The organism is Novosphingopyxis sp. (assembly GCF_965218915.1).
Taxonomy (GTDB): domain Bacteria; phylum Pseudomonadota; class Alphaproteobacteria; order Sphingomonadales; family Sphingomonadaceae; genus Novosphingopyxis.
The window spans coordinates 832946-850385 of the sequence record NZ_OZ244708.1 but is presented as its reverse complement, the minus strand read 5'-3'; the positions used below and the strand labels follow the sequence as shown (position 1 = coordinate 850385).

The window sequence follows — 17440 nt, the reverse complement described above, 5'->3', positions numbered from 1 at the left end:
GACTATAGAGCCATGCGCCCGCATTCCAAACGCATTAACCGCGCCTGTCTGTCCTGCGGGTGAACGCCCTTCAAAATCCTCTCCCGGAACGGGGAGGTGGCGCGGCGCCGTCAGGCGTCGTGACGGAGGGGCCGATGCGCCGGTCATTGATGAGGCGCTCCGACCCCTCCACCACCGACTTCGTCGACGGTCCCCCTCCCCGTTCCGGGGAGGATTTCTTTTCTACAGCATCGCCGCCACGTCCACCGGCCGCCCCTTCCGGCGTAGCTCCACCGTCACCGGCCCGCCGGCTCTGCCCAGCGGTTCCCCGGCGCGCACGGTCTGACCTTTCCGGACGCTCAGCCGGTCGAGCCCGGTCAGCAGACTGGTCCAGCCCGCGCCATGATCGACGATCACGATGTCGCCAAAGCTGCGATAGCGCCCGGCGAAGCGGACTCGGCCCGCGGCGGGCGCCACCACCGCGGCGCCGGGACCCGCGGCGATGGTGACGCCCCGCGCGCGATAGCCGGCGCGGCTGGCCTCGCCGAACCCGCCCGCCACCTTGCCGCCCACCGGCAAACGATAGGCCGCGGCGGCGCGCGACGCGGCCCCGCGCACCGGCAGCGGCGGCGGCGGCAGCTGGGACAGGACCGCGAGCACGTCGCCTGCCGCCTGATCGCGCTCCTCGGTCGCCACGATGTCGCGCGCCTCCTCGCCCAACGCCAGCGCGCGCGCGCGTTCCTGCACCGCGCCGCCCAGCAACCGCGCGGCGGCATGGCGTTCGTCGACCTCGGCCCGGGCCAGCGCGCGCCGCCGATCGGCCAAGGCGGTACGCGCCGCCGCCAGCTTGCCGAGCGCGCCCGCCTGCGCCGCGCGCAGCGTCTCGATGCGGCGGATGGCGGTGCGGGTCTCCTGCGTTCGCGCTTCGATCCTGGGGATGGTGCTGTCGAGGATCGCGCGGACATGCACCAGCTCGCGGGTCGAGCCGGGCCGCACCAGCGCATAGCCCGCGGGCTGGCGCGAAAAACGTTCGAGCGCCCCGGTCAGCCGCATCAGGGGTTCGCGCGCCACCGCCAGCCGGCGTTCTTCCTCGGCGCGGCGCCGCCCGATCCGCCCCAGCGCGGCCTTGGCTTCGCGCAGCTTCGTTTCCTCCGCCGCGATCTGCCGCTCCAGCGCGCGGCGGCGCGTGGCGGTGCGCCGCACGTCGCGTTCGGCAAGCTCGGCCCGAACCCGCAGCGCATCGCTGCGCGCGTCGGCGGCGATCGCCTCGGCCTCGGCGTCCGCGACGGTTCGCCCGCCGCCGGACGGGGCAGCGCCAACCAGCAGCGGCAGCATGACGAGGAGCACAATCGCGCGGACCATGGCGTCACCCTTCCCGATGATAGGGGTGTCCGGCAAGGATCGATGTGGCGCGGTAGAGCTGTTCGGCGAGCAGCGCGCGGGCCATGAGATGCGGCCAGGTCGCGCGGCCAAAGGAGAGCAGCAGGTCGGCATCGGCCCGCGCGGCATCGTCGAAGCCGTCTGCGGCGCCGATCAGGAAACGTGTTTCACGAACCCCGTCGTCGCGCCAGGACGCCAGCAGACCGGCCAGCTCCGTAGAGGACAGGATCGTGCCGGTTTCGTCCAGCATCACGCTGCGCATCTGCGGCGCCGGATCGGGCGTCTTGCCGCCGCGATCGGGCAGTTCGGTCAGCCTGATCGGCCACTGGATACGCTTCAGATAACGCGCCACCAACTCGGCCTCCGGGGAGCGCCCGATCTTGCCGCGCGCGACGATATGCAGCAGCACGCGGCCTCCTTTCCTCCTGGAATCTTTCTTTCGTGAACGCCGCGCTGCGACGCCTGAACTCAAACGATCATCGTCACCCCAGCGAAAGCTGGGGTCTCAAGCCGCCGAACCCGATGGCCGGAGATGCCAGCTTTCGCTGGCATGACGGACGCCCTTTAGCGCTTCAGGCCTGCGCGGCCACGCTCGATCCTTCACCCGATCCCTCGAAGCCCCACATCCGCTCCAGATTGTAGAAGCTGCGGACCTCGGGCCGGAACAGATGGACGATCACGTCGTCGGCGTCGAGCAGCACCCAATCGGCATTGGGCAGCCCCTCGATCCGCGCGCGGCCCCCCGAATGCTTGATCCGTTCGGCGAGCTTCTGCGCCATCGAGGCGACCTGCCGCGTCGAGCGGCCGCTGGCGATGACCATATGGTCGGCGATCTCGCTCTTCCCCTTCAGATCGATCGCGACCACTTCCTGGGCCTGATCGTCGTCGAGCGAACCCAGTACGATATCGAGCAGGTCGTGCCCCGACGGGATCGGGGCGGTTGGCGCCGTTGGGCGGCCCGGCGCGGCCGTGACGTTTCCGGTCAATTCGACTCCTTGGTTTGGCGGGCGGATGGAGCGGCGTCCGGGCCGCTGTCCCTAGAATCGCCCAAATATTCGCGATACCATTCGGGATCGGCCAAACGCATGGCGGTGGCCGAGCGGAAATCGGGACGAAAGCGCAATAACACGAGCGCTGGCGTACTCCATGCCGTCCAGTTGCGTATCCGGTCCGGGCGATGGACGAAGCGCCTGAACCAGGCCATTGCGGGCGACGCAAGGGCGGCGCCTTCATAACCCGGCCTGGCGATCACCGCAATCGGCATCGTCCGCGCGATGGTTCGCCAGTCCTTCCAGCGGTGGAACTGGGCCAGATTGTCCGCCCCCATCACCCAGATGAAGCGGGTCCCGGGATAGCGCCGCTTGAGCGCGCGCAGCGTATCGACGGTGTAGCGCGTGCCCAGCCGCCGCTCGATGTCGCTCGCCACGATGCGCGATCGCCGCGCCAGCTTGCGCGCCGAGCCGAGGCGCGCCTCGTACGGCGCCATGCCCCGCTCGGCCTTGAGCGGATTGCCGGGCGAGACCAGCCACCACATGGCATCGAGCCGCAACGCATCGATCGCGAACCGGCTGATCGAACGATGTCCGCCATGCGCCGGATTGAACGACCCGCCGAGCAGCCCGACCCGCTTCAAGCGCGAGACCGGCGGCAAAAACAGGCGCGATCGGAGGTCACGCAAGCACGGGCCGGGCGAACGTCGACGCGGCCGGCCGGGTCCGCCGCGCTGTCGGTGGCATCGTCACTCATGATCGCGCGGATAGCAGCGGCGCGCGGTGCGCGCCAGCTTCGCACCGCTTCACGCCGGATGACCGATGACAGAAGCGATGGATCGTCTTGCAATCGGTTATGGTACTGGGTCAATTTGAATACACTCCTCTTTTCGTCATTGCGGGGAGCCGCAGGCGACGAAGCAATCCAGGGTGGCTGTAGTGCTACAATGGCTCTGGATTGGTTGACCTGCGGTCGCCTTCGGCCCCGGCCTTACGGCCTCGCAACGACGGATGTGGAAATCGTGGCGAAGGCGCGAATTCAAACCAATCCACTGCCGATCATTGCTCTTTCTCGACCCCCAAAAATGCGTTGAGCCTTCCAGCCAGCAACTGCCGCCGCGCTGCAAGAAACGCGTGATAATTCTCTGCCTCCAGAAGCCGTTCATCGGCCGGGATCGCCTGCATGGCCAGCAGTTCGCCGCCCTGCTTGCCGATGTAATCGGCCATATACTCCGCTGGCGACTTGTCGCTTATCTTCCGGTTGGTGCGTCCGCTGATGAACGTCAGATTGGCGATATCGTCAGCCTCCCGTCCCGTGACATGCGCCTTGGCCAGCAACGCCTTTGGGAAGAAATGGTGGAATTGCAGCTTGTGCTGCGACCCGGAATGATCGAGCGAAATATGGAGATTGGAGGTCCAGTCTTTTGCCCCGGCGGCGCGGAAGGCAAGGAACATGGTCTTGAACAGCGAGCTGCGCCGGTTGCGACCCTCCAAATCCTCCGCCGTCACGTCGAGCCTGCCGAATTGCAAGCGCACGCGATCGATCAACGCATCCGCAGTGCCGGACCTGTCGATAGTCGCCAGGTCCTGATCGAGAATCGTCTCGCTGGAACCGCGAGAAAACCGCCCCTTGGCATTGGCTAGCAGCGCCCATTGCCGCAGCCGCGCCGCTTCCTCTCCCGAGAGCGCATAGCCTTTCGCATGGCCGAAATACGCCACCACGATCATGAGAAACGGGGACGACAAGAGCGCTGGGCTGTCGATCCCGACATTGCTCTTGAGGAAGTTGATGGCGAAGCGCATCCCTTCCGTCGCGTCCTTCCAGGCAGCTTGCAGCTGATCGATCGTCAAGCTGCTCACGGTGAGGAATCGGGACTGCCCGGTAGCGAACGCGATCAACGTCTTGAGATGTATGCCGAGATCGAGGTCGAATCCGAGCTTTGCGCATTCGGATTGGAATTCCTGGAAGATGCCAAGACTGTGACGCCAGCGCGCGGTGATCTGCGCCAGCGCCAGGTCCGAACTGCGCAATTTGGCCCGAGCGAGTTGACCCTGACGAAAATTTCGGTGACTTCCTCGTAAGACAAAGTCCGTTCGAGCACGTCCATCCGGTAAACATATTTTCGGACACGGCGCAGTCGGGCCAGGCGCTGCGTATATTTTTCGTATCTCGGATCATCGAAGTCCGTGATTCCGGCACGCCTGAGGAAAGCCGTGTCGCTATCCGTCTTGAACACGTCTGTGACCTTGACCCACTGCGGGAGCGCGGCCAGCTGATTGGTCGCGACGACAAAGGTCATCCGCTCGAATCTTCGCTGGAGTTCGTCGTCGGACGAATCCGCCTCGTCCCCGATGCCATCGTCGTCGGAATCCTCGTGAACTTCGGTCACCACTTCCTGACGGTCGGGATGCTCGAGATTGAAGAGCAGTTCGATCGGCCTGACCCGTCCACGAACGTGAATCGGCTCGCCTCGAATCACGGCGGACAGAGACGTCAGGCGCTGTTGCCCGTCGAGCAAGAGGCGCGTGGAAGAATAGGGGCTGACCGCCTGCCGCACGGCCATGTCCTGCAACGGAACGTCGTCGCTCGATTCCCAGAGCAGGATCGCGCCCGATGGATAACCCCGATAGAGCGAATCCATGAGGTCGCGCACGCGCGGCGCACGCCAGACATATTGACGCTGCATCTCGGGCAGGCGAAGCTCCCCCCGCTCGACCATCCCGACCAATTCCTCAACCGATGCTTCCGCCTTGGCCACGATGCCCCCCGAATATCGCCGGGCGCACGCCGGCCCGGCTGTCTGATAGATTGAAATGGGCCGCGGATTGCAAGGTCAACGCGTTTTCCGCTGTCCTACATGCCCTCGTTTCTGTTATGTTCCGCCCATGCGATTCGCTCTATCCCACCCGTCCGTTCGGCCCTTCAGAGGCGGCGGCTTATTGCGAATGATTTTTTATAAAACCGGCCTTTCGCGACAAGTTTGACAAGTTAAGCGCCTCATCCGCGCGGCGGCTGGCGGCGGTAGCTGAGCGCTTCGGCGACGTGGAGGCGGGTCACACCGTCCGATTCGGCGAGATCGGCGATGGTCCGGGCGACGCGCAGCACGCGGGTATAACCGCGCGCGGACAGGCGCATCGCCGCGGCGGCCTGGGCGAGCAGCGCGCGGCCGGGCTCGTCGGGCGTGGCGAAATTTTCGAGCGCGTCGCCGTCGATCTCGGCGTTGGTGCGCGCTGGGATATCGGCGTAACGCGCGGTCTGGAGCGCGCGCGCGGCGGCGACCCGAGCCGCCACTTCCGCCGAGCCTTCGGCGGGCGGGGGCAGAACGAGGTCGGCGGCGGTCACCGCCTCGACCTCGACGTGAAGGTCGATCCGGTCGAGCAGCGGCCCGCTGACCTTGCTCTGATAATCCGCGGCGCAGCGCGGCGCGCGGCTGCAGGCGAGCGCGGCGTCGCCGAGATGCCCGCAGCGGCACGGGTTCATCGCGGCGATCAGCTGCACCCGCGCGGGAAAGGTGACGTGGCTGTTGGCGCGCGCGACCGAGACCTCGCCGGTCTCCAGCGGCTGGCGCAGGCTGTCGAGCACGGGCCGCTGGAACTCCGGCAGCTCGTCGAGGAAGAGGACGCCGAGATGCGCCAGGCTCACCTCGCCCGGCTTCACCTTGAGCCCGCCGCCGACGAGCGCGGCCATCGAGGCGCTGTGGTGCGGATCGCGGTAGGGGCGCTGGCGGGTGATACGCCCATCCACCAACGTGCCCGCGACCGAGGCGACCATCGACACCTCCAATGCTTCAGCGGGGGTCAGGTCCGGCAGAATGCCCGGCAGGCAGCTCGCCAGCAGCGACTTGCCCGCGCCCGGCGGGCCGATCATCAGCATGGTCAGACCCACTACACTCCGCTACGGCGCAAATCATGGATGCGATCATATATGCGCGCTGGAGCAGCGCGGAGCAAAGCAAAGGCTCAACCTTGATGCGCCAGCGCGAGGATTGTCGGGCAATGGCAACGGCGCATGGGTGGAACGTTATCGAAGAGATCGTCGATGACGGCGTGTCGGCTTTTCGAGGTGCCCACGCCGCTGTCGGCGCGCTTGGGCAGTTCGTTCGTTCGGTAGAGGATGGTGCCTATCCGGACGGCATCGTCCTGATCGTCGAGCGGCTTGATCGTCTGTCGAGACAGTCGCCGGAGGTTGCCTTCGCGGCGATGCTGCGCATGACCGGGGCGGGCGTCGTTGTCGCGACGGTCGACGGCGATCGTCAATATCGAGCGGGGCAATTCGGCATGTCGGAGATCATCGAGATAATCGTCAAGGCGCAACTCAGCTACGAAGAGTCCGCGAAGAAATCGGAGAGGGTCGGACGCGCTTGGGCAAAGAAGCGTGAGCGATTGGCGAACGGCGACTTGGGGGTGCTCACGCGTCGCGCGCCAGCTTGGCTTCGGGTCGAAGGCAATCCGGCTCGGTTCGTTGTCGATCAAGAGCGCGCAGAGGTGGTCCGGCGTATCTTCACGTCATCCCTGGAAGGACTCGGAAAACACAGTATCGCGCGTCTGCTAAACGAGGACCACGTGCCAACGTTCGGGAGAGCTAATGCTTGGCATGCGTCGTCGGTGCAGAAGATTCTCGCGAGCCAAGCAGTGATAGGAATTTTCCAGGCTCATACCAAGCCAAAAGGCGGAAAGCGTGAAGTCGCTACCGAACTGATAGAGGGATACTTTCCAATGGTTGTCGATCTTGGCTTACACGCTCGCACCACAGCTGCAAGGCAAGCACGGTCAAGAAGAACAAGGGGCAAGGGACGCCGTCTAGCTAACATCTTTTCTGGCCTCGCAACTTGCGAGCAATGTGGCGCCAGGATGACGCTGCGAGCAAAAGGTCGCCAGATAAGGGGGGACGGCACAGTCGTCCATGAGGATTACCTCGTGTGTAATAGCTATCAGCGCGGGGCCGGCTGCGATCATGGTTATCACTGGAACCTCGAAAAGTGGGGCGATGCTATTCTGGACCTGATCATAGAGCACGCTTTTGAAGATAGGCATTTTACTCCTGCGCATGTGGTGCGAGAGGTGGAGAGCAGGCTCGCGCGAGCAGAGCGTTCTTTGGCGGCCTGTGAGGCAAAGGCGGCTTCTGCGTTGGAGCTTTTCGTCGAGAGCGGCCGGGATGAACCAAAAGCACTTTGGAACCGTCTCGTCAGCGAAGGAGATGATCTGCGATCCAAACTAAAGCAGATTCAGGTCGAACTCGTCATTGCTCGCGGTGCCGTATCTCCTGAGGAACATCAAGAGCGTGTCGCCGCTCTGCGCGGGGCGATGAACGATCCAGATGACGATGTGCGGTTCGAAGCGCGATCGCGGATCATGCAAGCGCTAGGCGAGTTGATCGAGCATCTGCTGTTTCACGCAACACCACGAGCCGTATTGATCGATATGCGCACCGGCTGGGCAACCTTTATCAAGGAGAACCAATTCAGCGATGGCGTGTTCTGCCCCTACAACGAAGATTGAAATCGATTGTCGTTTTCTGGGCCTCTGGCGTGATTGATTCAGCCGCCCTTGTAGGTGGCGATCAACGAGGGCGTCCCCAACGAAACGCCGGCCCCGTGGAAATATGAAATTCCGCCGAACGCCTTTAAATTGGCTCGCGTGAGGACGTTATCGCTCAGCAGCCTAGGCCCGTGCCGAACATGGGCCTTATCGCAGCCTGAGGCTGCGAGAGCTGTAGATCGGCGTCGAAACAGAACCATGCCTCTTATTATTATAAACCATTGATTCCAGAGCGAAAACCCATTTTTTGAGGGGTCCCGATCGGCGCCGATCGAGACCCCCTCTACAGCAAATCTACCATGCAAATTGAAAGGGTTATGCCCTTATGCGGTGGCGTCCCTGTTCGGCGCCTATCTACAGTTAAATTCAGCATTAAGCGAAAAACTATACAAGATGAACTTTACGTCGGTCACCCATATTCCGCTTATAATCGTCACCGGATCCAAGCTCATGCAGTCCGTTCTGCAGCAAGACTACCCGATCTGCCGCCGCGATCGTTTCTGGACGATGTGCCACCACAATCCGGGTCATCTTGAGTTCGCGCAAATACTCATTGACGCGCCGTTCACGATCGATGTCGAGATGGGCAGTAGCCTCATCGAGGACCATGATGCGTGGTTGTTTGTAGAGCGCACGGGCTAGAAGGATGCGTTGCTTTTGCCCGCCCGAAAGTGCCGACCCAAGGTCGCCCACATATGTGTGCTCACCCATAGGGAGCCGACGAACCTCGTCAGCGATCGCAGCGCGCGCAAGACACTCCCAAACACGCTCGACATCGATCTGGTCATCAAAAAAGGCAACATTGTCGAGGATGGAACCCGGTAGCAGATCATCGTTCTGTAAAACCGCGCCCATTGCGGAGCGAATAGCACGCGGCCCCCAAATAGACAGGGGCATACCATCTAGACGAATTTCCCCGACCGTTACAGGGTAAAGGCCGCAAATCGCTTTTACGAGAGTGGACTTCCCACAGCCCGATGGGCCAACAATAGCTACCGACTCTCCGGCCGTTACGGAAAGAGAAAGGTTATGAAAAATCAGCGGATCGCTGGGCCCATAGCGGAAGGAAATTCGATCGAGTTCAAGTTCGCCCTTGATGGGAGGAAGGATACTAGAATCGGACTCCAGGCCTTTCTCCGGTTCGGTAAGCACCACGTCGGCCAGTCTAGCGGTATATATCTCCAGAAGGCGCCAGCTGATGAGCTGGTCAATCATATTTCCAGCGCGACTTGAGAACTGTGTGCGATACGACATGAAAGCGTAAATTGCGCCAACCGATATTGCGCCAGCTATCGCGAATTTGGCAGCCAGGTAGACAAGCAGAATTGTAGTAGCGAAGTCTATTAATCCTCTGATGGAGCCGACCAATCCACTGGCGACACCGCTCGCTTGTCCAGTCCGAATAAGTTCTGCCTGCTTGTTCGCCCACACACTTTCGCGCTTCGATTCCCCCGACATAGTTTTAATGGTCTGAATAGCGCGAAGCGTTTCAATGCGTTTGCCCTGCTCCGCTATTGAAGCCTGAAAAGCATTGGCGGCGTAACGGAGAGTGAGCGGGGTCGTGCCAAGCTGAAGACCAGTGCTGACAAGAAAACCTGCGAAAGCGACCAGTCCCAGCGATGTCGAATATATAAACATGAGCGCAAGCATGCTTACGGACAGGATTCCATCAAGCATTGAGCCAATCAGTCCTGTGGCGACCAAATTTTTTATGGGGTCGATAGCCTGAAACCTAGTTAGCGTATCTGCTAGCTTTCGTTTTTCGAACCAAGGAAGCGGCAATCTCACCATGTGGTGAAACAATCGCCGGCTCATATCCCATGTTAGTAGAGCAGAGAGCCGTTGCATGACAATCACCCTAAACGACTCGGCAATTGCGTTGAAAGCCGCGAAGGTTAGGAAGCCAAAAGCCAGTGCACTGAGAAGTTCGGTATCGCCACGCAGCGCGCCATTATCGATAGCTGTCTGCATGTAGAGCGGCATAACGATGATGAAGACTTGGAGAAGCAGAGACAAAAGTAGCGTTTGCAGTAGACCCGCGCGAATGTCGCTACTCCATTGAAACATGGATAGCGCATTGAACGGAGGTCTTTCTACCTTGCGCTTGAATGTCGGAGACGCTGACAATTCAACCGCAATGCCAGTGAAACAGCGTCCCACTTCTGCAAGTGGAACAGAGATTGGGCCTTTCGATGGGTCAAAAATACGTATTGTTCGTGAACTGGCCCCTTCGAGAAGCACAAAATGCTGCAACCCCCAGTGGAGAATAGCAGGTTTATGCAGAGACTTAAGCTCATTGAGTTCACACCGAACTGAACGAGCAGTCATGCCGATGCCGTGAGCCACATCAGTAATTCGCGCCAAGCTCATTCCCCTCGCCGAGGCGGGAAAATGCTGCCTGAGCCAAGGGAGATCTATCTTTGAGCCTAAGCGGTGCGCTGCCATCGCAATGCAGGAGAGTCCGCATTCCGAGGCCTCGCTCTGGCGGTTTCGGAGCGAAGCCGTCATTGCCCGAGCCTTCCTTGGGTCGCACGAACAGGAGCAAGAAGCCAATCGAGTAACGATTGGCGCTCGAGGATTACGTCAGCTCTCAGTCGACTGCCTGGCGCGAGCGGCCACTTTTTCCCGTAAGCGCTCATGAATTGCTGCGAAAGTGCCACTCTGACACGATACAATGACTCCTTGGTCTCATTCGGCACAGGAAGTTCGCTCGCGGCCACAGGCGTCTGGGAGATATCAACAATTTTGCCCTTCGCACTGCCAAAGCGTTCGAAAGGGAAGGCATCATACATGAGCCTCACATCCTTACCCGGAGTAACAAGCCCAATGGCACGGCTGGGAACCCACAGCTCAGCTTGTAGGTTTGCATTAGATGGGAGGACGACAGCCAGCACTGCGTTTGGCTCGATATTGGCCCCCGATTTGGCACGCAGCGTGACAACCCGACCGCCAATTGGTGCCGTCAGCACGGTTCCGCGTAGCGACGCATCATCGGCATCCTCGCGTGCGATCTGTGCAAACTGAGAATTAAGTTGCGCTTGCGTGTCGAGCGCTACGGACCGACTTTGCAGGCCTTGAGCCTGGTAAGCCGCAATTTGCGCCGCTGCTTCATCCGCTCGCCGCAACATGTCCGAAAGCGCTAAGCGCTCGGCAAGAAACTCACTCCTTTTGGCTCTCAGGTTAATCTCGGAGACGAAGCCTTTCGCAGCGAGTTTTTCGTATCCGTCGAGGGTCGCTTCTAAGAGCTCGAGACGTTCGCGTTGAACGCTCGCGTCGCGGCTCAGGCTCGCTTCCTGCGCCGTCAGATCCATAATCCGAGCGGACAATTCTCGTTGTTCGGCAGCTGCGGTCGATCCAGCAGCTTCACGCTGCATCGAGAGGGCCGCGGTTTTCAGTTCGAGCGCTTTACCAAGACGATCGCCAAGGGTGCCTCCGCTCGCTAGATGCTGATCTAACGCTAATGTAAAGAGCGGGTCACCTCGGTTTACCAACTGTCCCTCGCGGACATGGATCTGTTGTATGGTTGCAGGGCGAAAGTAAGATATCCGCGCTTCCGAACCGGTGGGTTGAAGTAAACCCGAAACCGTCTCCTTTCTCGAAAATGTCGCAGTGGTAAAAAAAATGCCTGCACACGTCATCAAGCCTGTAAGTAAGAGGACTACCGCCCAGCCTGGGACTATGCCGATGCGGGCTGGACGACCGAAGCGGGACCTCAGAGCAGCAATCGCTTCTTGGCGATAGAGGTCCGATTGGACCGTTTCCTGTCTTTTCTCATCACTTTGGTCAGCATATTCCGGGCTCACATTCGCATTAGCGGGCTTAGCAATGAACATTTTGACTCCTAGTGCATCGATTGAACTGCTCGCACAGGCGGAGTCGGGTGGTTTCCCTCGATTCCTCGGTCCGATCGAGACGAGCACCCCTCTCAATGCGGCTCCCTATATCGTTCCTCTCTGGCGTCTACGTGAAGGGGATTTCTTGTCCAGTCGGCGACCTTTCATCGAAAAACTCATTGCCGTTTTGGACGAATTGGCGATTGAGGAGATAGCCCCGCAAGCTATTTTGATTGGCGGGAGTATCCTGTTTGAAGCGGTCAAGCCCGCAGACCTCGATGGTGTTATCTTCTATCGATCAGAACGTGCCGAATCATTGGCACCAATGGGCCTTCGTCAAAAGCTTGAAGAGTGGAAGAGCCGAGGTCTAGATGTGCGCTTGATCCCAGCCGATGGAAGTCCAGTGCTTCTCATTAAAGTCGCTGCCTACTTTATGTCACTTTACACAAGCCAACGGCGTGGGCGGCCGGCGCCGCGTGGACCCATCCTTATCGATTGCACCGACGATAAATTGATTGGCTATCCGCGGTAAAATCCGTCGAAAATGCCGACTGTCTTGCAATCTCGGGGCCCTTGAACCGCTCTTGGATGAACAAACACATCCCGAAACCAAGGATATTGGGTCTGGTCGAAGCATTCTTCGAACCATTCGATCGTCTGTCCCAGTGCGCGAGAACCTCGCTCCGCTTTGCGATAGACGACGAACAACTCCCGCCGCAACTGTATAGGGAGTTCTATGGAAACAAGCCGCTCGGTAATGTCGACTGCATAGGTCGGCAGTCCGGCGATACCCAACCCGTTAAGCACCGACCAGATTACCGCAGTGCCAGAGTTGCTTCTTATCGGTATAAAGCCTTCACGATGATCGCTTCCCACAAGCGCTTCAAGCAAATCTGACCGGACTCCTGGACCTACCTGTTCCACGAAATGAAAGTTTCGCAGATCATCAAGCGTTTGCGGCATTCCCTCACGCTCGATATAATCAACAGATGCAAAGAGTGTGAAATGAACCGTGCCAACCCTCAAATTTTCATGCTGGGGATCCGCTGAACTCATAAACTGGAGCGAAATATCCATTTCGGCAGGGTGATCGCGCGACAGATCATAGTCGAATTGTAGCGATGGAACGACTTTTCCCAATCTTCTGCGCAAGCTATCTAGCCGCGGCATAAGCCAAGAGATACCGAGGGCTTCGCTCGTGCCCACGCAGATTTCTCCGATCACATCCGGATTGCGTTGACGTTCTAGGCTTAAAGCAGCCGCGCCCTGCATTTCGGCCGCCAGTTGCACAACTTCGCGCCCGAGGGCGGTAAATTGCACTCCCGTAGCTGATCTGATGAGTAGCGGTTTGCCATAGAAATGCTCCAGGCGGTCTAGCCGATTTCGCACTGTATTGATGGAAAGGCGAAGCGTTCTTGCTGCCCCGCGAAGGCTCGCAGATTCTTCTAGCGCCAATATGACACGCAGGTCGTCCCATTGGACTGACTTGGGAAGGGTCACTTGCTGATCACTATTTTGAGCCACCCGATTCAGATTTTGGATCATCGCATTGAGCAGGCAGGTCGATATTCAAATGCTGAAAAGGGGAGATAATGATGGGATACATAGGTTCTGGCGACATTGAGTTTCCTAGGAATTTGGGGAACCAGGGCCACGATACAGGGCGCTTAAAGAATTTCAATATCAGGGCAACGCCCCGAGACATCCGTTCGGTCATGGCAAAACTGACAGATGCCTCCTCCGTAGCGCGAGCCGGCTTTATCCAGGAAATTTACGAGCTGTATCCTGAATGCTTTCGGATCACTCGGAATACGCCATCGGACGAGGTAGCGGCGCTCCTTATTTTCCTCCCGCTCAGTCGCCTAGGTTTGCAATCAATCGAACGCGGCACATTTGACGGTAGAAACTTCGATCTATCGTGTTTGGCGACTGGAGTGGAGCCACTAGCAGGCATCTACCTCTGGTATCTCTGGGCGCCCAACCGTCTAATGTCCGGCCTTCGTCTCCTCAGGATAACGCTTAGGCGATTTCCAATGACACCGTTTTTTTCGACGCCCATAAATGCCAGCACAAAACGCATCCACCGTAAGCTGGGATTTGAAGAACTTATGGGAGCGAACAGCGCCAGCGGTAAGCAAGTGCTCGTTCTTCGTCCCCACGCCAGGAATCGGGCGCTGCGCAAAGCATCACCGGTAGTCAACATGCAGATCGCGCGGTCACTAAATGATCTCATGCGCGTTTTCTCGGTTCGATCCGAGACATATTTTGGCGAACAGGACTGTCCTTTCGACGAAGAATTCGACGGCAACGACTTCAATGCGACGCATGTCATCGCATTGATCGATGGCGAACCTGCGGGCTGCGCGAGGCTGAGGTGGTTTGGCGATTTCGCCAAGATCGAGCGAATGACCGTCCGCAAAAAATATCGCCAAACTTTACTTGTTCGTAAGCTTGCCGAATTTGCGATACAGCACGCGCGTCAAAAAGGCTTTCGTCGCATCTATGCACACAGCCGCAGTGATCTTGTCAGTTTGTGGAGCAGATTCGGATTTGAGCCACTGAGGGGACGCAAAGAATTCACGTTTTCCGGAATTAAATTCATCGAGGTTGTTTGCGAATTCGAAGAATTAGATGGTGCGATTTCGTTCGGTTGCGATCCCCTGGTGGCTAATCGGCCCGAAGGGAAATGGGAGGTTTCAGGCCCACATGAGAGCTCAATCGTAGCTGATTTTTTTGAGCGGGCCACGCCCAGCTCAGGTCCCAAGCGGCTACGGGAACTCAATTTACGCAAGCGATCATACGAGTGGCAGGAATAGATTATGGGAAGTGCATATCGATTGCCTCAAGCTGTAAGCGAGGACGTGACTGATTTGCCCTTGGGAAAGACGGTGGTGTCGCTTGGCGCCAATGTCCCCAGCATTGCAAAGTTCATGGACGCTTTTGAGGAGATGGCGAACGAACTCGTAGCTATCGCCGATACCAGCGCTGAGCCGAAATTAGAAGACCAAGATCCAGCAGCTGCCTATAAAGCGGCCAAAAAGCTATTGGCAACTCGACGGAGAAGAGACCGCGTTCTGGGCGGTGATTTATTCTCTGACCCCGTCTGGAACATTCTTCTCGATTTATTTATATCCGAATTCGAACAAAAAAAAGTGGCGGTCGGAGATGCCTGCATAGCAGCAGATGTGCCCGTAACTTCCGCTTTGCGGTGTTGCCGTCTTCTCGAGATTCGGGGTTTTATTCGTCGAGAGCGCGATCCCCTTGATGGAAGGCGCATGTTGGTTCGGCTTAGCGACACGACCAGAGCCAACATGACAGTGCTGTTCCTTGGCACAGCGATGCCAAAACACTATCGCGCCCCTGATTATCCAGAATCGCGCTATCGCTAACTTAATATACTACAATAATAGAGTTCGTGTGTAAGGGCTCGCAAGGAGAAGCTTTACCCCTAGTCCAATTTGCTTTTTTTAGGGTTTTGCGCCGCCAATTCGCGGGCGGAACTTTCTTAACGGACATAAGGTGGTTTTGGATTGTTTTCACTATGAAGCATCGCCCTACTCGATGCCGTAGATTTTAATCGAATGTTGGAGTCAGAAATGGAATCGAACGTAGTAACGACCAAATCCATGATCGAACGCTGGGAGGCACTCGCTCGGGACATTAGCCAAGCGGTATACGATCCATCAAAGCGCGGTGACTTGGTAGTGATAGGATCGGGTTTGTGTTACATCGACTTTGCACGAGATTCGGATGATCAAATACAGTCGGCCGATGCTGTATTCCATTGTGTCTACGATAAAGTCACTCAAGTCCGCATCGGGCAACTGCGCCCAGACGCTTATGATTTGCGCATTCTTTATGGTGAAGACGTTGATCGACATATGACCTATGTCCGAATGGCGGAAGCAATGCTGCATTTCGTGCGATCGGGAAAGAAAGTGGTTGCCGTATTTTATGGCCATCCAGGCGTTTTTGCCATGCCTGCCCACCGGGCGATACACATCGCCCGTCAGGAAGGACACACGGCTCAAATGCGTCCTGGCATCTCCGCACTTGACTATCTGATTGCGGACTTAGGTTTTGATCCTGCGCTTCCAGGCATGTCGAGTTTTGAGGCAACCGATCTGCTGCTGCGCCGTCGGCGTATCGACCCCAGCTTGCATATAATCCTTTGGCAGGTCGGCGTGGTTGGGGAGTTTCAATTCCAGCCGGGCGGGTTCGAAAACCGCGGCTTTGATCTTCTCATGAGTGAGCTGAGTGGTGTCTACGGAGATGATTGGATTGTCACTCACTACATCGCGCCGCAATATGTTGGAATTGAACCTCTGATAGAGAAAAAAACAATCGCCGAATGGTCCGATCTCGAAAATCGGAAATTGATCTCGTCACTTTCTACATTCTACATAGAACCGCGCCAAACTACTGAGACGAATGAAGAGATCGCCCGTGAACTTGGCTTCATTAAAGAAGGACAACCGGTGCCGGACCCTTTCAGATTATATGACTACACGCGTTATGGTCGCCGTGAGCAGCTTGCGGTTCGCAACTTCGCTCGTTTTCAGACGCCCCCACATTATAAGCTTGCCCCGCTTTCTCCCGAATTCGAATTCATGTTTGAACTCAGTCGCGATCTGAAAATGCAAGCCGAATATGTTAGTGATCCTAACTTGGTGGTAGGGCGGTCTGCGGAGGTCTCGAAAAATAAACGCTCGGCCAGACTTCTGGCGATTGCGCATCCCAAAGCGATAGATGCAGCTTTATCGGAATATGTGACAACTCAAAATGATTTGCAGTTGTCGCAAGAGAACGAGCAAAGGTCATGAGCTTTCAAACCCTTCAGCCATTGCTTGCCCGATGTTGGTGCCTTGATTTGGTTTCCTATGATCATCACCAAGCTGGGCGGACTAAAACTTGTAATTGTTATTCATCGCTGAATGAGGTTGTCAGGCCGCATTAGAGTTACTTAGAGTGATTTAGAATATTGGATTGGGCTCACCTTTCTGAGCACCGCTTGTGCCTCGACTTAGTTTAGGCTCAGTCTAAGCGCCTTCATTGAGGCGATGATCTCAACTCGATCCCTGCTCCTTAAACACCTACGATTGCTCAATGATCTCGGTAAAACCTTCGCGAATTATCGGCATGCAAAGGCGGATCGCACGACCTTCAGGATCCTCGCAAGCACTGCGTGACGCGCTTTTTCATGCATGAGCATTACGTCATTGATACTAATCGGCAACGCCGCACCATACCATGCATCCTAGTCCATGGCCTGAACCGCCCACAATCCTCTGCGAGTTCGACGGACGAACCCATTCTCTAAGTGTCCGGCAGCCGCCCCTTGGCGTCTATATCCGAGTGGCCAAGTCCTTTGCGGAGACGATCGTCGATAGAAGTTGAACGTGGCCAACATGCGCGATTGACGACCTTAGCCCGAACCCACTTTGTCGCTTCACTAGGATGAGAGGCATATCGTGCTGGATCGTCACAATTAAGGACTACCTTAAGGCTCGCTACATCGTGGAGTCAGCGCGGCCATGGAATAAGGGCAGCATCTGATCTCCCCGCCAAAACTTTACTACATTAGCCAAGGTCATGCCTTTAGCAGCGAAAAGTCTCAAATTGGAGCCGTCCCAATTATATTGTATCCAAGTTGAAAACTAATCCAACGGTTTTTTCGCTAAAATGCTGAATTGGATATAAGTATGTATGGAGATGGTTCTA

Annotated in this window: 13 protein-coding genes and 1 pseudogene; 5 read left to right on the top strand and 9 right to left on the bottom strand. The window is 57.8% G+C overall.

The genetic code is table 11. The annotated features are described in order from the left end of the window. Positions 1 to 222 precede the first annotated feature (222 nt). The 6 genes and pseudogenes from ACOQPC_RS04015 to ACOQPC_RS03990 form a co-directional block, all read right to left on the bottom strand. Positions 223 to 1341 carry a murein hydrolase activator EnvC family protein gene (locus ACOQPC_RS04015; RefSeq protein ID WP_420607375.1) on the bottom strand — a complete coding sequence of 373 codons (1119 nt, stop codon included), beginning with the start codon at positions 1339 to 1341 and terminating at the stop codon, positions 223 to 225. Between the two features lie 4 nt (positions 1342 to 1345). Then, complete coding sequence (locus ACOQPC_RS04010) at positions 1346 to 1768, bottom strand: 23S rRNA (pseudouridine(1915)-N(3))-methyltransferase RlmH (RefSeq protein ID WP_420607374.1); 423 nt, start codon at positions 1766 to 1768, stop codon at positions 1346 to 1348. A gap of 163 nt (positions 1769 to 1931) precedes the next feature. Continuing rightward, complete coding sequence (gene rsfS, locus ACOQPC_RS04005) at positions 1932 to 2291, bottom strand: ribosome silencing factor (RefSeq protein ID WP_420608060.1); 360 nt, start codon at positions 2289 to 2291, stop codon at positions 1932 to 1934. 50 nt (positions 2292 to 2341) lie between these two features. After that, positions 2342 to 2992 carry a nicotinate-nucleotide adenylyltransferase gene (locus ACOQPC_RS04000; RefSeq protein WP_420608059.1) on the bottom strand — a complete coding sequence of 217 codons (651 nt, stop codon included), beginning with the start codon at positions 2990 to 2992 and terminating at the stop codon, positions 2342 to 2344. A 1251-nt stretch (positions 2993 to 4243) separates the two neighbouring features. After that, complete coding sequence (locus ACOQPC_RS03995) at positions 4244 to 5107, bottom strand: DUF262 domain-containing protein (RefSeq protein WP_420607373.1); 864 nt, start codon at positions 5105 to 5107, stop codon at positions 4244 to 4246. Positions 5108 to 5346: 239 nt separating this feature from the next. After that, a pseudogene (locus ACOQPC_RS03990) lies at positions 5347 to 6231 on the bottom strand (YifB family Mg chelatase-like AAA ATPase); the annotation flags it as partial. 26 nt (positions 6232 to 6257) lie between these two features. Between ACOQPC_RS03990 and ACOQPC_RS03985 the strand changes: the two are divergent. Then, complete coding sequence (locus ACOQPC_RS03985) at positions 6258 to 7847, top strand: recombinase family protein (RefSeq protein ID WP_420607372.1); 1590 nt, start codon at positions 6258 to 6260, stop codon at positions 7845 to 7847. A gap of 423 nt (positions 7848 to 8270) precedes the next feature. Here the strand turns inward: ACOQPC_RS03985 and ACOQPC_RS03980 are convergent, their stop codons facing one another. Continuing rightward, positions 8271 to 10394, bottom strand: a complete 2124-nt coding sequence (locus ACOQPC_RS03980) for a peptidase domain-containing ABC transporter (RefSeq protein ID WP_420607371.1) — start codon at positions 10392 to 10394, stop codon at positions 8271 to 8273. Continuing rightward, positions 10391 to 11719 (bottom strand): HlyD family secretion protein, encoded by a 1329-nt coding sequence (locus ACOQPC_RS03975; RefSeq protein ID WP_420607370.1) that lies wholly within the window; start codon positions 11717 to 11719, stop codon positions 10391 to 10393. Before ACOQPC_RS03975 ends, ACOQPC_RS03980 begins: the two co-directional genes overlap by 4 nt. Between ACOQPC_RS03975 and ACOQPC_RS03970 the strand changes: the two genes are divergently transcribed. Beyond that, a complete protein-coding gene (locus tag ACOQPC_RS03970; protein WP_420607369.1) occupies positions 11712 to 12251 on the top strand; it encodes a DUF6932 family protein in 540 nt (179 codons plus the stop codon). The two genes, ACOQPC_RS03975 and ACOQPC_RS03970, sit on opposite strands and share 8 nt — an antisense overlap. Here ACOQPC_RS03970 and ACOQPC_RS03965 read toward each other — a convergent pair. Next, positions 12239 to 13264 carry a LysR family transcriptional regulator gene (locus ACOQPC_RS03965; protein WP_420607368.1) on the bottom strand — a complete coding sequence of 342 codons (1026 nt, stop codon included), beginning with the start codon at positions 13262 to 13264 and terminating at the stop codon, positions 12239 to 12241. The two genes, ACOQPC_RS03970 and ACOQPC_RS03965, sit on opposite strands and share 13 nt — an antisense overlap. Positions 13265 to 13311: 47 nt before the next feature. On the opposite strand from ACOQPC_RS03965, the gene ACOQPC_RS03960 reads away from it, so the two are divergent. The 3 genes from ACOQPC_RS03960 to ACOQPC_RS03950 all read left to right on the top strand — a co-directional run bounded on the left by ACOQPC_RS03960 (position 13312) and on the right by ACOQPC_RS03950 (position 16542). Then, on the top strand, positions 13312 to 14535 hold the full coding sequence (locus ACOQPC_RS03960; RefSeq protein WP_420607367.1) for a GNAT family N-acetyltransferase: 1224 nt from the start codon (positions 13312 to 13314) through the stop codon (positions 14533 to 14535). A gap of 45 nt (positions 14536 to 14580) precedes the next feature. After that, positions 14581 to 15108, top strand: coding sequence for a hypothetical protein (locus ACOQPC_RS03955; RefSeq protein WP_420607366.1), 528 nt, complete (start codon positions 14581 to 14583; stop codon positions 15106 to 15108). Positions 15109 to 15345: 237 nt separating this feature from the next. Next, positions 15346 to 16542 (top strand): SAM-dependent methyltransferase, encoded by a 1197-nt coding sequence (locus ACOQPC_RS03950; protein ID WP_420607365.1) that lies wholly within the window; start codon positions 15346 to 15348, stop codon positions 16540 to 16542. Positions 16543 to 17440: the final 898 nt, after the last annotated feature.